Origin of the sequence: Pseudomonas sp. QC2 (assembly GCF_002859085.1) — a bacterium.
GTDB classification, from domain to species: Bacteria; Pseudomonadota; Gammaproteobacteria; order Pseudomonadales; family Pseudomonadaceae; genus Aquipseudomonas; species Aquipseudomonas petroselini.
The window spans coordinates 1-14,028 of sequence record NZ_PKKS01000027.1; the positions used below are offsets into that span (position 1 = coordinate 1).

The following is a 14,028-nucleotide window of genomic DNA, read 5'->3' on the forward strand; positions in this document are numbered from 1 at the left end:
ACCATGCTGGCAGCCTTGAGCTTGAACTCACTCGAATAAGATTTACGCATATCCAAACACCTCAGATTTGGGCGCTATCATAGCGCCCGATTGAAGTGTCCAAAATCATTAGGCCAGTTCAGTTGCCTTCGCACAGGGATGATCAAGCGCGTCGCTAACGGCCCGAAATCTTTCACCGGTTACGCAATGCTCCTCCTTTCTTGTGGTCTCTACTCCGACTCCGCAAAAGGACAGGCTTCATGTCGATACGCGCTGCGTTCTGCCTGCTGCCCCTGCCATTATTCGCAGGCTGCCAGTACTTCCCACACACCAATTACTTCACTGCACCTGTAAACGAGCCCAATCCTGCCTGGATACGCATCGTCAACTTCACTCAGCATGCCGATCTGTACCAATACGAAAACGGTATACGTTCGGGCGGCGTAATTCGCAGTGGGCCGCTTCCTTTCACCCGTACGCAGGATGAGGGTATGCCGAAAGCAGGGCAAAACCTCACGTCGGACTATTACGAAACCCGGATCAGACCCGGCATCGAAACTCACGTGGGTATGTTCTGGGAAGGGGCGCGCACGCAATCCTGCTACGTCACGACGAAGTTCATGCCTCAAGCTGGGCGCCTTTACCAGTTCAGGCTGACATCCGGTTCATCAGGCACCTGTACGTTGTACCCGTCGCTGATCGAGCGCGACAAGGACGGAGGCGGGTGGCATCTCACTCCAAACACGCAGGTGACGTACAAGGGCGAAGGGCCGACGGCCAAAACCCATTACAACAATAGCCGCTTTGAGGATCCCGATTACCATCCACCTGCGGATCTCTATCCCGGCATAGACGTTTTATAAATAGGCAAACGAGCACACGCTTGTGGCTGCCAACACGACTACAAGGAATCGTTCATTGGGTGTCAGAAAGTATTGGCTAACGCTTGGCGAACGAGCATCAGAGGGTCTGTGGAGCAATGGGAAGATGTCCGATATAACGACATTGGCGTCAGCGCTGGGATGAGGCTGCCCCAGCATTTTTACTCGGGCATAAAAAACGGCTTACCTCTCGGTAAGCCGCTTTTTAGTCAATGATGTGCATCTGATCACCAGGAGTATTTAACGCTGGTCAGTAGCGTGCGCCGCATCCCGGGGTAGCACTCATAGGAATCGTCACAGGTGGCCACATATTCAGTGTCCAACAGGTTTTGCGCATTGACCGAGACGGTCACGTGTTTGTTGATCGGGTAGCTGGCGCCCGCATCGAACAGTGTGTAGTTGTCGATGTGGTAGGTATTGCCGTTGTCGCCATACAGCACGCCGGTGTAGCGGGCACCGCCGCCCAAGCTCAGGCCTTTGAGCGGGCTGTCGTTGAAGGTGTAGTTCAACCAGGTGGACGCCATGTGCCTGGGCACGTTGGCCGGGCGTTTGCCTTCGTCGCCGCGATTGCTCTTGGTGATTTCGGCGTGGGTGTAGGTGTAGGACGCGATCAGATCCCAGTGCTGATCCAGCCGCGCCTTGATCTCGGCTTCGATGCCGCGCGATTGTTGTTCGCCCGACGCAACGGTGAAGCCGGTGTTCACGCCGCCGACGATTTCCGTCGTCAGCACATTGGTCTTGGTCAGGTCGTAAGCGGCCAGAGTCATCAGGATGGCGTCGGTGGGCTGGTATTTCACACCCACTTCCCATTGATGCGCCATGCTTGGGTCGAACGCACTGCCGTTGCGGTCTGTGCCGGTGTTGGGGGTGAACGACTCGGCATAGCTGACGTAGGGTGCCAGGCCGAACTCGGTGAGATAGGTCAGGCCCAGCCGGCCGGTGAAGGCATTGTCTTTCTGGTTGGAGGACGCGCCGACATGGTTATCCAGAGCGTTGCGAACATAGTCATAGCGCCCGCCGGCCGTGACGATCCAGTGGTCGTCGAACTTGATCTGGTCTTGAATATAACCGCCAACCTGTTCGATGGTCTGGTCGTAATCAATTGAGCTCAGGCTGTTGGCGGCGTTGGGACGAGCGATCGCCAAGCCATATTGTGGCGCGTTCAGGTTCAGGCCTGGCGCTTGAGTGCGCCAGCGCGAGATATCGGCGTCTTGCCAGGTATAGTCGACGCCCATCAACAGGGTGTGGCTGAGCGGGCCGGTGGTGAAGTCGGCCTGCAATTGGTTGTCCAGGTTGAACGTGTCCATGTGCTGGTCGAAGCGGTCGGCGATCCGCGTCACGTTGCCGGTGTTGGTGTCGACGGCGGTGGGCAGCAGATTCTGGAAGATCAGGTCGACCTGCCCGTAGCGGGCGTTCTGGCGGAACTCCCAGGTGTCGTCCAGCCGATGGCGAAACTCGTAGCCCAGGCTGAATTGTTCCTGGTCCAGATGGTTGAAGCTGTGATCGCCCATCAGCGTGTTGGTGGTGTGGCCGTTCGGCGTGCTGTAGGCGAACAGCGAGCCGCCGTTCGAATCGCGCATGAAGTCACTGAGCAGGGTCAGGCTGGTGTCTTCATCCGGCGCCCAGGTGAGGGACGGCGCGATGTACAGGCGGTCGTCTTTCAGCGCGTGGCCGTCCGCATAATCCACTTGGGTATCGGCTTCACGGGCCAGGCCGACTACGCGGTAGAGCAGGTGTTGCTCGTCACTCAGCACGCCGCCGATATCAAACTGGCCTTGCAGGCGATCATGGTTACCGCCGGTCAACTGCACTTCGTTGACGTGATTGGCCTCGGGCTTTTTGCTGACCCGGTTGACAATGCCGCCCGCATCCCCTTGGCCGAACAGGCTGGAGGCCGGGCCACGCACAACGTCTATGCGGTCCAGCGAGTAAGGTTCGCTGCGGAAAAACGCGTAGCTGTTGTTTTGCTGACGCAGCCCATTGAGGTAGTCACTGCTGGCCTGGCCGTTGAAGCCTCGAATGTACAACCAGTCAAAACCCTTGGGGTCCAAGCCGTAGGCTTCCACCTTGACGCCGGGTACGTAGCGCAACGCGTCGGTGACAGTCTGCGCGCCTTGGGCCTGCATTTGCTGGCGGGTGATCACCGAGATCGACTGCGGGATTTCGATGATCGGTGTATCGGTCTTGGTACCTGCGCTGCTGCGGGTGGCCACGTAACCTTCCACTGGGCCTGCGGCTGACTCAACCGATTGGCCGGTGATGCTCGTGGGGTCCAATTGCAGCGTTGCGTCGACGGCAGGGATCAGCGAGTAGCTGCCGTTACTCAGCGACACGGCCTGCAACTTGCTGCCGGCCAGCAGCTGGCGCAAGCCTGAGTCCACCGTGTAGGCGCCGTGTAAACCAGGCGAGCGTTGCCCTTGCGCCTGGGCAGGGTCGAACGAAATATTGACCCCCGCCGTGGCTGCAAACTGTGCCAGTGCGGTGTTGACCGAGCCGGAGGGGATGTCGAACTGGGTCGCGGCCGTCTGCGCCCAGGCGGGCGCGGCAACCATGATCGAGGTCAGCGGCGCGCCCAGGGCCATGCCGAGCAGCGTGCGGCGCACGATGCGGGTCAGTGAAGGGGGTCGTTGAGTGGTTGGCTTGTGTACGGACATACCGTTTCCTTTCGCCCAGTGGCAGTAGAGTGAGAGCGGCGTCTGATGCGCCTCTATCTACCAAGTCGAATGAGAAATTGAATCAACAACCCCTGGCGGGCATTTATTTTCTGGCGCTTGTTCAGACCGACTCCACGCGCGTCCAATAGCGACTGAATTGGCGGATGCGCACAGGCAGGGTAGCGGACAGGTTTTCCAGGATCGTATCGATATTGTTCAAATGAAACGCCCCCGAAATACGCAGCCCCGCGACCTGCGCTTGGCAGCCCAGGTGCCCAGGACGGTAGCGTTGGAGTTCAAGGATCAAATCCTCCAAGCGCCAGTTGTTGACCACCAACATGCCGTGGGTCCAGGCATCGGCGTCGGGGCTCGCAGGCTGCACGTCAGCCACCTGGTCCTGGCTGAACCACACCTGCTGGCCCGCCTCCACCCGCACTGTCGGCGTGTGGGTTGCGCTGCGCACTTCGACGGCATGTTCAAGCACACAGACCCGGGTTTGAGCGTCTTCGCAGCGCACGATAAAGCGTGTTCCCAGCGCACGGACACTGCCTTCGCGGGTGTGCACCACAAAGGGCCGGGCCTGGGCATCACGCGCGGTTTCTACAAAGATTTCCCCGCTGAGCAATTGCAGCTCGCGAAGGCTTGGGCTGAAGTGAATATTCATTGCGGTGGCGGTATTGAGGCGTACCCGACTGCCATCTTCCAGGCGCAGGCTTTTGCTTTCCCCCGTCACGGTGCGCTGGTCTGCCACCAGTGACGGCAGTGCAGTGGTGCGCCAGGCCAACGTGCCGGCCCCACCGGCCGCAAGTAATAGCGACAGCACCTTGAGCACTTCACGGCGCTTGACCCGTGCACTGTTGAGCGTTGGCCGAGCGATACCGGAGCCGACCCGATCAAAGCGTTCCTGCAGTTGGATCAGCCGTTCCCAGGCCTGACGATGTCCAGGCGCACCCTCAAGCCAGCGCCGATGCGCTTCCTGGGTGGTTTCATCGGCGTCATCACATCGCAAGTCGACGTACCAGCGTGCGGCGGCTTCAAGGGTTGCGTGATCCAGTGCCACGCCTTACTCCTCGGTGGCCAGCAGGCAGTGCATCAACGCGCGCACCGCGTGTTTCTTGACGGTGTTGACCGACACGTGCAGTTGTCGGCCGATCTCCACATAGCTCAAGCCATCCAGCTGGGCCATCAGGAAAATCTGCCGAGTGCGAGCGCCCAGGCCATTCAGAATCCGGTCGATTTCCAGCAAGGTTTCAATGATCAGAAAGCGTGTTTCCGGCGAGATATCCAGCGCTTCGGGTCGGGATGCCAGGGTTTCCAAATACGCCTGTTCCACCGTCCGGCGCCGGAACATATCAATCATCAGGCTGCGCGCGATGGTGCTCAAATACGCACGCGGCTCACGTAGTTCAGGCGCTTTTCGTTGGGTCAGTACCCGCATGAAGGTATCTTGAGCCATGTCCGCTGCGTGATCGACACAGCCCAGGCGTTTGCGCAGCCAGCCACACAGCCAGCGATGATGATCGGCGTAGAGGGTGTGTACGGTCTGTTGGTGCAGGCGGTCGACGGAGGACATGGCTCAAACCTGAAAAGGTTTATATGATAATCAATCTCATTTTCGTGTTTGCTGGATGATTTTGCAAGGCTGGAAATTGGGGCAGGCGGCGTCGTTGCGGCTGGAGCCCCTGGAGAAATAACCATGTCGCCCTATAGCCCAAGGGACGCCTACCCTTCAGGGCATTTCTTGCTGCGCACTCCGCAGAGGATCGCCGTTCCACACGCGTTCATCGGTCTCAAGGATCTGGCTAATCAGGTTGCACACAATCGGCAGCCTCTCATGGCGGCGAAACAAAGCCCCCACCTCTGAAAAAATGGGAGGCCCGGCGATCTCCCGAAAGACCACATTTGGCAGTTGAATCGTTTGAATCAGAACGCTGGGAATGACTGCTATACCCACGCCCAGTGCCACGTGTGTCAGCACTGCGACCAGACTTCCAGGCGCCGAGACAATGTATGGATCGAATCTCCCGCGCTTGGCCACCTCACGCACCCCTAGCGCTTGTTCAGGCAGCACAAACAACTCGCTCGCAAGCGCACTCGGGCGAATGGCATCATCTGTCTTCGCCAAGACATGGTCAGTTGGCAACGCCAGGCAGAAGCGGTCGCGCGCCAAAATACGGCTGGAGATTGCATCAGGTAGATGCACGGGCATTCGTACAAAGGCCACATCAATCCGCCCATCCTCAAGAAGTGCCGTGAGGTGCTCGGTAGGGAGTTCCTTGGTGTTCACCATGACGTCTGGCCACTGATTGCGAAAGCGCTGGACTTGGTCCTGGAGTACCCCGAAAAAGGCGGCTGAACCAACGTAGCCGATTTCCACTCGGCCAACCTGGCCTCGGCCTGCACGTTGGCCCACGTTAATAGCCCTCTCAAATTGCTCAAGGGTAGAGCGGGCTTCTGTCAGAAACGCTTCCCCAGCCGGCGTCAAAACGACAGACCGCTTTGTTCTATTAAACAGCCGAGCGTCTAACAAGCGCTCTACTTCCTGGATCTGCGCAGTGAGCGTTGGGGCCGAAACGCCCAACTGCTCAGCTGAGCGTGAAAAATGTAGATTTTCCGCAACGGTGACGAAGGCGCGAAGATGGCGAATGTCCATGTCACTTGATTCCAGTATTCAGTTCTTCTGAATTATATAGCTGATAGGTTTTATTGTTCTGAATTGTCTCCCCTGTTTCAATCGTTGGACTCACTTTCCCAGGAGTTCACCGTGTTCCGTCTTCTCCCCGTCGCAATCGCTGTTGGCCTAGCGGGATCCCTCGCACTTGTTTCCTTGCCAGCCGCCGCATTAGATTTGCCCAACCAGCCAGTTCTGACGCTTGCCGCCGCTCAACAGATCCTCACAGCGGCGCAAACGAAGGCGCAAACGGCTGGGTGGCCGTGCGTCATCTCCGTTGTCGATAGTGCTGGCCTGCCCATTCTCCTCGTTCGCATGGACAACGCCGCTGTGCCAGCGGGTGTTGAGCTCGCCCCCGGAAAAGCGCGTACCGCCGCTCTGTTCCGACGTCCCAGCGGCGCCTTGGAAGATGCCATCAACGGCCCCCGACCTGCCGCGATCACCGCCCAAGGCTTTGTGCTGATGCGTGGTGGTTTTCCGATCATCGTCAACGGACACACCGTTGGGGCGGTAGGGGTATCTGCGGACACACCCCAGCACGATGAAGAGATCGCTCAAGCCGGGCTGGCTGCATTTAAATAAATGCCCTGTTGAGAACGTGCAGTTACCGCTCCCGCTATTAGAAGAGACTGTCATTCCATGAGAAAAGAAGCGGCCATACTGGTTGTCGCGTCGGCGGGCTGTGCCATGACCGTTCTAGATACGAACGTCGTGGGCATCGTTTTGCCAACCATTGCCAGGGATCTTCAAGCCTCGTTTGCAGAGGTCGAGTGGGTCATAAGCACCTATGTGCTGTGCTTCGCTGCCCTCCTGCTTCCGGCGGGCTCCATCGCTGACCGGTACGGCCGGCGACGCGTCTTTCTGTTCGGAATAGCGCTCTTTGCAGCCTCTTCCCTGGCCTGTGGTTTGGCGCCTTCAGCGGCAGGCCTGTATCTGGCGCGAGCGGTACAGGGCGTCGGAGCCGCTTTCCTGCTTGCTCCTGCCCTCGCCATCATCGGGCACACGTTTCACGATGAAAAATCGCGCAGCCACGCTTGGGCGATATGGGGCGGCATCATGGGACTCACAATGGTTGTCTCGCCGCTCATAGGTGGAGTGATCAGTAGTTCACTTGGATGGCGCTGGGCGTTCTATATCAACATCCCCGTCTGCTTATTGCTGGCGGCAGCGGTCGTGACGCTGGTGGATGAATCTCGTGATCCCACGCCGAGAACGCTGGACATCCCGGGAATTGCGCTTTTCGCGCTGGGGATGTTCAGTGCCACATGGGCACTCATCGCCGGTCCCAGTCATGGATGGTCGAGTATCCCTGTCCTCATGAGCATGATCGGGGGGCTGCTGTTGTTCGCAGTCTTTGTCTGGGTCGAAAAACGTCGGCCCCACCCGATGCTGGATCTCGAATTGTTCACCGCCAGGCCCTTCGTTGGCGCCGTACTCGCGATGCTAGCCTATGCCTCGTCTGCTCAAGTCATGGCATCGCTGTTACCGCTCTTTCTACAAAATGGCCGTGGCAACGGGGTCCTCCAAGCGGGTATCGCCATGCTTCCATTTGCCGTTGCGATGCTGATTTTTCCGCAAGTAGGTAGGCGACTTTCGCCTTACCTTGAGAGCGCGGGCATCCTGGCGCTGGGCCTCTTAATCGTTGCACTTGGTAACCTTATCCTGATGTTCGCCGCCGTTCAGCAGGGAGCACTGTTGCTGATTTGCGGCATGGCAATTCTGGGAACAGGCGGTGGATTACTGAATGGCGAAACCCAGAAGGCCATCATGGGCACGGTTCCTCGAAGTCGCGCCGGAATGGCGTCCGGCATTAGCACTACCTCCAGATTCACCGGCATATTGTTGGGTTTCGCTGGACTCGGAGCGGTACTGGCCAGCGGCGTGAAATCGGCGATTGAAAGCAAACTAATAGACGCGGGAGTTTCTGCTCAACCCGGATTTTCCGAATACGTCATGGCAGGCGACTTCGAACGTGCTATCGCACTGTATCCCCACGACTTAAACGAAACGTTGAGTGGGCTTGCCCAGCAGAGTTACAGCCAGGGGTTTGCCGGCGCATTTGTGATTGCCGCTATGTTCTCGCTACTCGCATCCGCTGCGGTGTATGGGCTGATGCGCAGCAAACGACGCTGTAGCCAGAATCCTGCAATCTAACCAGAGTCCTGCAAAACGCGAGTAAAGCCCATGCCGATAAACGACCTGAACATTGCACACCCGGTAGAGACAGGCGCGATCATTTTTGACCTCGACGGCACGCTCGTCGATTCAGCGGGCGACATGACAGCACAACTGAACACCCTTCTTATCGAGTCGGATCTTGAGCCTCTTTTGGTCGCAACAGCTTCAAAGTTCCTCGGTGACGGGCTGCGGTCATTTGCCAGGCGAGCGTTCTGTTTGCGAGGGATGAATAATATGGAAGAAGCGATCAATACCTTCATCTCGCGCTACGAACACACCGACTATCCGATGACAAAGCCTTATGACGGGGTGATGGAAACCCTTGGCGTGTTGCAAGAAGCGGGGTGGAGAATGTCTGTCTGTACCAACAAAGACGAATCGATTGCCATCGATATTCTTAAGCAAACCGACCTGTTGAGGTTTATTGATAGGGTGTGCGGCGGGGATACCGTGTCGTTCAAGAAGCCTGACCCCGGACACCTGGGTGCGTTGGTAGCGCGTGCCGATTACGCAACGCTTCCCAAAATAATGATAGGCGACAATAAGAACGATTTTGAAGCCGCACGCGGATACGGAATACCGTTTGCCTTTGCCAGTTGGGGCTATGGATCCCTGCCTGACGATTGCACAGCCGTTAATCTCATAAAATTCAGAGATATTCTCGGCATCGTTGGCTTGCATGGGCACTGAGCAGCAGCTAAGGATGGGCTCTCGTCCTTGTCGGTCTACTAAATTCCGGGCCCTTTGCACGCACTAAGGTCAGCGGTTTTCCAAGGGTGGGCGGCGCTCATATCGGTCACCGCGCGAGTGGCACCGCGCGTACGGTTCGGTTGAGTGCTGTCACCGACTAGCGTCTGACGTCTCTCGTATCGCTGAGGATCCGCCCAGCATCTTTTGCAGGGGATAGCCCGAACACCCGGGCATAATCTCGACTGAATTGCGTGGCGCTTTCGTAGCCAACCTCGAAGGCTGCAGCCATGACGCTCATGGAACTTGCAACCATCAATGTTCGCGCCTGTAGCAAGCGCACGCGTTTCTGATACTGCAAGGGGCTCAAGTTGGTGACAGCCTTGAAATGGCGATGAAATGCCGAGACGCTCATCGATGCTCGTTCCGCCAACCGTTCTACGCCGATGGGCTCGGCAAAGTCGCGGCGAATCCATTGGATAGCCATGTTAACGCGGGCCATTGCGGTATCAGGCGCTGCGATTTCTCTGAGCATCCAGCCATGCGGCCCCTGTAGGACGCGGAAGATGATCTCCCGCTCGTAAACCGGGGCCAACGCTGCGATGGCCTCTGGATCGCCCATCAGTCGGAGCATGCGTACCCATGCGTCCATCAACTCGGTCGTAACCGAGGCCACCGAAAAGCCGGGATTATTTTCCATGCGGGCTGCAGGTTTGGGCAGGTCGGCGAATAATGTCGACAGCACCACCGGATCAAGCGTCAGGCTGACTGCCAGATAAGGCTCGCCTGATGCGGCGGGATGTACTAAACCCACGGCGGGTAAATCGATGGACATGACGAAGTAGGTCGCAGAATCATACCTAAGCGTGCGATTACCCACGGTCATGCTTTTGCTGCCTTGCAGAATCAAATTGATCATGGGGTCATAGACCGCCGCCAGCAGGTGCTCGGGGATCTTGCCTTGAACCATCGCTACGCGCGGGATGCCTGTTTCGGTTCGGCGGTTTTCAGCGCCGGCCGCCAGTGATCTGAGTTCTTTGAGTGAGTTGTCCATGGTTGGCATGCTGAAGGCATAACGGCTCCACGCGCAAGCAAAAAGCAGAAACAGGCAGGTTTCGAGTAGGAACGGATATGACCTGCCAGGCGCTGATTATTACTCTGGATGCACATTCCAAGCACAGAGGAAACGGATATGGGCGTCATCGTGATCACAGGCGGCAGTCGCGGAATCGGTGCCAGTGCCGCTGAGCATATTGCCAAAAAAGGGATGGGCGTCATCCTGACCTATAACGCCAACCCCCAGGCGGCGGCGTCGGTGGTGAAGCACATTGAGGACGCGGGTGGGAAAGCCGTAGCGCTCAAGCTCGATGTCTCGGACGTTGGCAGTTTCGAGGCATTTCGCGAGGCAGTCGTGGTAGCCCTGCGGGAGACGTGGAATGCCACTACGCTGAGTGGCCTGGTCAACAACGCAGGTTATGGGTTGTTCAACCCGTTGGCTTCCGTCAGCGAGGCGCAGTTCGATGACTTGTTCAAAGTGCATCTCAAAGGTCCGTTTTTTCTCACTCAGGCATTGCTGCCGCTGCTGGCGGAAGGCGCCAGTATCGTCAACCTGACCAGCGCCACTACTCGTGTAGCCACCGCTGGCGTTGCACCGTACGCCGCGTTCAAGGGCGGGCTCGAAGTGCTCACTCGCTATATGGCCAAAGAGTTTGGTGAGCGGCACATACGGGCCAATGCCGTATCACCGGGTGCTATCCGTACCGAGCTGGGTGGCGGGCTGAACGACGAGTTCGAAGCGATGCTGGCGGCGCAAACAGCACTCGGAAGGGTGGGTGAGCCCGAAGATGTCGCGCGGGTGATTGCCATGCTGCTGTCCGAAGAGGGCGCTTGGATCAATGCCCAGACGATTGAAGTCGCCGGCGGCTACAACATCTGAACATACGGGGTGTACACCATGCTTGATCATATTTTTTTGTCGGTAAGCGATATCGCACGCTCTATCCGTTTCTATGAGGCTGCACTGACGCCGCTGGGCATCACCGCGCGTTTGGACTACGACGGCAAGGACGGTCCACCGGGGCATCCAGACCTGAAAGGTTTTGGCGCCAATGGCCGCATCTTTTTCTGGTTGCGCGAAGGTGTGTCTGAAGGGCGGGCTGTGCACGTGGGTTTCGTCGCGAACAACAAGGCCGAAGTTGATGCTGCCTACGCCGCGGCCATAGCGCAGGGCGCCATCGATAATGGCGCGCCGGGCGCCCGCTTACACTACGACCCCGATTACTACGCAGCCAATGTACTGGACCCGGATGGGTACAGCCTGGAATTCGTCTATAAAAAATGGCAGCACGCCCAATGAGCACACTTCTGATCTACGGAGCCACGGGCTACACCGGTCGTATGGCGGCCCAGCGGGCAAAAGCGCTTGAGCTGAATGTTGAAATCGCCGGACGCAGCGAGCAGCGGCTTGCCACCCTTGCCGCGCAATTGGGCGTGCCATATCGAGTGTTCGATACGGGCGCAGTGACCGACACTGATCTGTCTGGCATCGCGGTATTACTAAACTTCGCGGGGCCATTCGCGCAAACGGCAGAACCATTGATACACGCGTGCATCAAGGCTGGCGTCGACTATCTGGACATCACCGCCGAGATCAACGTTTACCGGCTGGCTGAGAGACTGGGCGTTCAAGCCGCTGCCAATCAGGTGATGCTGTTGCCAGGCGTTGGTTGGGACGTCGTCCCCACTGATTCGCTGGCGGTGCAGGTTGCCAGGCGCGTTGAACAGCCGCTGGCGCTGAGCATTGCACTTCAGGTCCCAGGGTCAATGTCCCGTGGGTCGGCCATGAGCGTCAGTGAGATCATCGGTGCCGGCCTACTCGCTAGGGTGGACGGCGAATTGGTTATGGCGCCCGATGCGACGCCACGGCACTTTGACTTTGGTCAGGGGCCGGTCCTTTGCGCGCCGCTCTCCTTTGGTGACCTGGTCACAGGTTGGCATTCGACGGGCATTCCTAATATCGCGATGTTTGTGCATATCGCGGGCGATGCGTTTCCAGACGGTGATCTGTCGCAACTGCCTGACGGGCCCACGGCAGAGCAGCGGGATGCACATCGCGCCCGCGCAGTGGTTGAGGTCATAGGTGCTGATGGAACAATCGCAAGGTCTGTGATCGAAACCGTGAACGGCTATTCCTATACACCCTTGGCTGCGGTGGAAGCTGCGCGCCGTGTACTGAACGGCGAACGACGTACGGGCTTTGCGACACCGGCCACGGTCTTCGGAGATGGATTTGCCGAGAGCATTGCCGGGACGGTAATTACCAACTTTTAACGTTGGTGCTGGCGATTCAGGTGGTTGCGGTGCGCTCGCGACCGAAGTGGGTCTTTAGCGTATCGGTCACTTCGCTTGAAAAAGCCAGGTAGCTGGCGGTATCGGTGACGTCGAGCGCGAGCATCGCGGCTTTGCCATCCCGCGCCTCGATTTCCTGATTCAGCGATATTCCTGCGCAGTAGGTACAACGTATCAGTGCGACGACCGCTACCTGTGGCGAGGGAGCTTGCTCCCGTCGGGCTGCGAAGCGGCCCCACTGCAGTATTCCTGAAAAAATACGGTGGCGGGTTTCAGGGCCGCTTCGCAGCCAGCGCGGGCGGTGCGACGATTTGCAGGTATGAGCTGTTCATCAGGCCTGGGTCTTTGCCACACCCACCCGCCACTGCGCCGGCGGCAAAATCCCGTTCACCAGGTAATTCCCCACAATCCGCGACTTGTACACGCGCGGGTTGTGGTTCGCCAGGGTGCGCGCATTGCGCCACAGCCGGTCCAGCGCTTTGTCGCTGGCGGTGGCACTGGCACCCAGTGCATCGAACAGCGCCGTGGTTGCCGCAAGCGTTGCGTCGACCACCGGGTTGACCGCCAGGCACACTTCCAGCTCCGCCAAGGCCACCTGGGGGTCGTCATCCTGCAGCGGTTGGTCGTGGGCAATCACATACTGCGCGGTGTGTTCCAGGCGTTGCGCCGCTTGTTGGGTGATGGCTTGCGCGGCATAGGCTTGGCTGGCGACTTCGCCGATTACTTGCAGCAGCTGCACGTCGTGGCCTGCGGTGTCGGCGTTGCCGGTGGTGAAGGTGCGGGCGCGTTTGCTGAGTTCTTCGGCACCACTGAGCGCGGCACGCCGAGCGATGCCGGCGAGGGTGCTGAGGTGGTAGAGCTGGAAGAATGATTGCCCATGGCCAAAGCGCTGGTGGGTGAGGCGCACATCGTCGTCCACCACCGGTGCGTTGTCGAACACGCAGGTGCCGCTGGCGGTGAGGCGTTGGCCGAAGCCGTTCCAGTCATCGATGATCTGCACGCCGGGGGCCTTGAGGTCGACGACCACGCTGTAGACCGTGCCGTCTTCGCCAGTGGCGATGGTGTTGATCAGGTCGCTGTAGAGCGCGCCGGTGGTGTAGAACTTTTTGCCGCTGATACGCAGCGCACCGGCGTCGTCACGGTGCAGGCGGGTGTCGAAATCGCCACGGGCCTGGCTGCCGACTTCGGTGCTGCCCGGCGACAGCAGGGCGCCCTGGCCGAGCCGGTCCAGCCATTTGGCGCGCCAGTCGGGGTCCTTGGCGCTGAGCACGTCTTCGCAAAAACCAAAGTGGCCACGCAGGGCCTGAGTGATGTTGGAATCAGCGGCGGATAACTCGGTGAGCAACGTGAGCAGCTCGACCAGCGTGGCGTCCTGGCCGCCATAGCTGGCCGGCAGGCGCCAGCGCGGTAAGCCCAGGGCGTTCAGTTGCTGGATCACCGTGGCGAGGCTGGCGCGCGTCTGATCCGCCTCGGCGGCCTGAGCGAGGATGTGCGCAAACAGCGGCCGAAACGGCGCGGCCAGGTGTTCGTAGCGGGCAGTGGGCGGCGTGCCCCAGATATTCAAAGCGGGAGTCGGCATGCAATGGACCTTGCAGAAAGTGGTTCAGGTGCTGGGGTCCAGTGGTCTGGT

The 14,028-nt window shown here is 58.8% G+C and carries 13 protein-coding genes; 7 read left to right on the plus strand and 6 right to left on the minus strand.

Annotated elements, in window-relative coordinates:
• Window positions 1-239 precede the first annotated feature (239 nt).
• On the plus strand, window positions 240-842 hold the full coding sequence (locus QCBJ_RS28765) for a hypothetical protein (RefSeq protein WP_102062084.1): 603 nt from the start codon (window positions 240-242) through the stop codon (window positions 840-842).
• 245 nt (window positions 843-1,087) lie between these two features.
• Here QCBJ_RS28765 and QCBJ_RS28770 read toward each other — a convergent pair whose 3' ends face one another.
• The 4 genes from QCBJ_RS28770 to QCBJ_RS28785 form a co-directional block, all read right to left on the minus strand.
• Entirely contained in the window at window positions 1,088-3,514 is a 2,427-nt protein-coding gene (locus QCBJ_RS28770) for a TonB-dependent siderophore receptor (protein ID WP_102062085.1), read from the minus strand.
• A 121-nt stretch (window positions 3,515-3,635) separates the two neighbouring features.
• Window positions 3,636-4,574, minus strand: a complete 939-nt coding sequence (locus QCBJ_RS28775) for a FecR domain-containing protein (protein ID WP_102062086.1) — start codon at window positions 4,572-4,574, stop codon at window positions 3,636-3,638.
• Window positions 4,575-4,577: 3 nt separating this feature from the next.
• A complete protein-coding gene (locus QCBJ_RS28780) occupies window positions 4,578-5,087 on the minus strand; it encodes a sigma-70 family RNA polymerase sigma factor (RefSeq protein WP_102062087.1) in 510 nt (169 codons plus the stop codon).
• Window positions 5,088-5,243: 156 nt separating this feature from the next.
• Window positions 5,244-6,167 carry a LysR family transcriptional regulator gene (locus QCBJ_RS28785; RefSeq protein ID WP_102062088.1) on the minus strand — a complete coding sequence of 308 codons (924 nt, stop codon included), beginning with the start codon at window positions 6,165-6,167 and terminating at the stop codon, window positions 5,244-5,246.
• Between the two features lie 195 nt (window positions 6,168-6,362).
• On the opposite strand from QCBJ_RS28785, the gene QCBJ_RS28790 reads away from it, so the two are divergent.
• From QCBJ_RS28790 to QCBJ_RS28800, 3 genes are read left to right on the plus strand one after another with little or no spacing between them, the layout of a single operon-like run.
• On the plus strand, window positions 6,363-6,767 hold the full coding sequence (locus tag QCBJ_RS28790; protein ID WP_082893894.1) for a heme-binding protein: 405 nt from the start codon (window positions 6,363-6,365) through the stop codon (window positions 6,765-6,767).
• 57 nt (window positions 6,768-6,824) lie between these two features.
• A complete protein-coding gene (locus QCBJ_RS28795; protein ID WP_102062089.1) occupies window positions 6,825-8,339 on the plus strand; it encodes an MFS transporter in 1,515 nt (504 codons plus the stop codon).
• 30 nt (window positions 8,340-8,369) lie between these two features.
• Window positions 8,370-9,053, plus strand: coding sequence for an HAD hydrolase-like protein (locus QCBJ_RS28800; RefSeq protein WP_102062090.1), 684 nt, complete (start codon window positions 8,370-8,372; stop codon window positions 9,051-9,053).
• A 157-nt stretch (window positions 9,054-9,210) separates the two neighbouring features.
• Here the strand turns inward: QCBJ_RS28800 and QCBJ_RS28805 are convergent, their stop codons facing one another.
• Window positions 9,211-10,104, minus strand: a complete 894-nt coding sequence (locus tag QCBJ_RS28805; protein WP_102062091.1) for an AraC family transcriptional regulator — start codon at window positions 10,102-10,104, stop codon at window positions 9,211-9,213.
• A 138-nt stretch (window positions 10,105-10,242) separates the two neighbouring features.
• Here QCBJ_RS28805 and QCBJ_RS28810 point away from each other — a divergent pair, with 138 nt between their 5' ends.
• The 3 genes from QCBJ_RS28810 to QCBJ_RS28820 are packed head-to-tail and all read left to right on the plus strand — an operon-like array spanning window position 10,243 to window position 12,380.
• Window positions 10,243-10,986, plus strand: coding sequence for an SDR family NAD(P)-dependent oxidoreductase (locus tag QCBJ_RS28810; protein WP_102062092.1), 744 nt, complete (start codon window positions 10,243-10,245; stop codon window positions 10,984-10,986).
• A gap of 18 nt (window positions 10,987-11,004) precedes the next feature.
• Entirely contained in the window at window positions 11,005-11,406 is a 402-nt protein-coding gene (locus QCBJ_RS28815; protein WP_102062131.1) for a VOC family protein, read from the plus strand.
• Window positions 11,403-12,380: a trans-acting enoyl reductase family protein gene (locus QCBJ_RS28820; protein WP_102062093.1), complete on the plus strand. Its 978-nt coding sequence runs from the start codon at window positions 11,403-11,405 to the stop codon at window positions 12,378-12,380. Before QCBJ_RS28815 ends, QCBJ_RS28820 begins: the two co-directional genes overlap by 4 nt.
• Before the next feature lie 349 nt (window positions 12,381-12,729).
• Here QCBJ_RS28820 and QCBJ_RS28830 read toward each other — a convergent pair whose 3' ends face one another.
• Window positions 12,730-13,977, minus strand: coding sequence for an acyl-CoA dehydrogenase family protein (locus tag QCBJ_RS28830; RefSeq protein WP_102062094.1), 1,248 nt, complete (start codon window positions 13,975-13,977; stop codon window positions 12,730-12,732).
• Window positions 13,978-14,028: the final 51 nt, after the last annotated feature.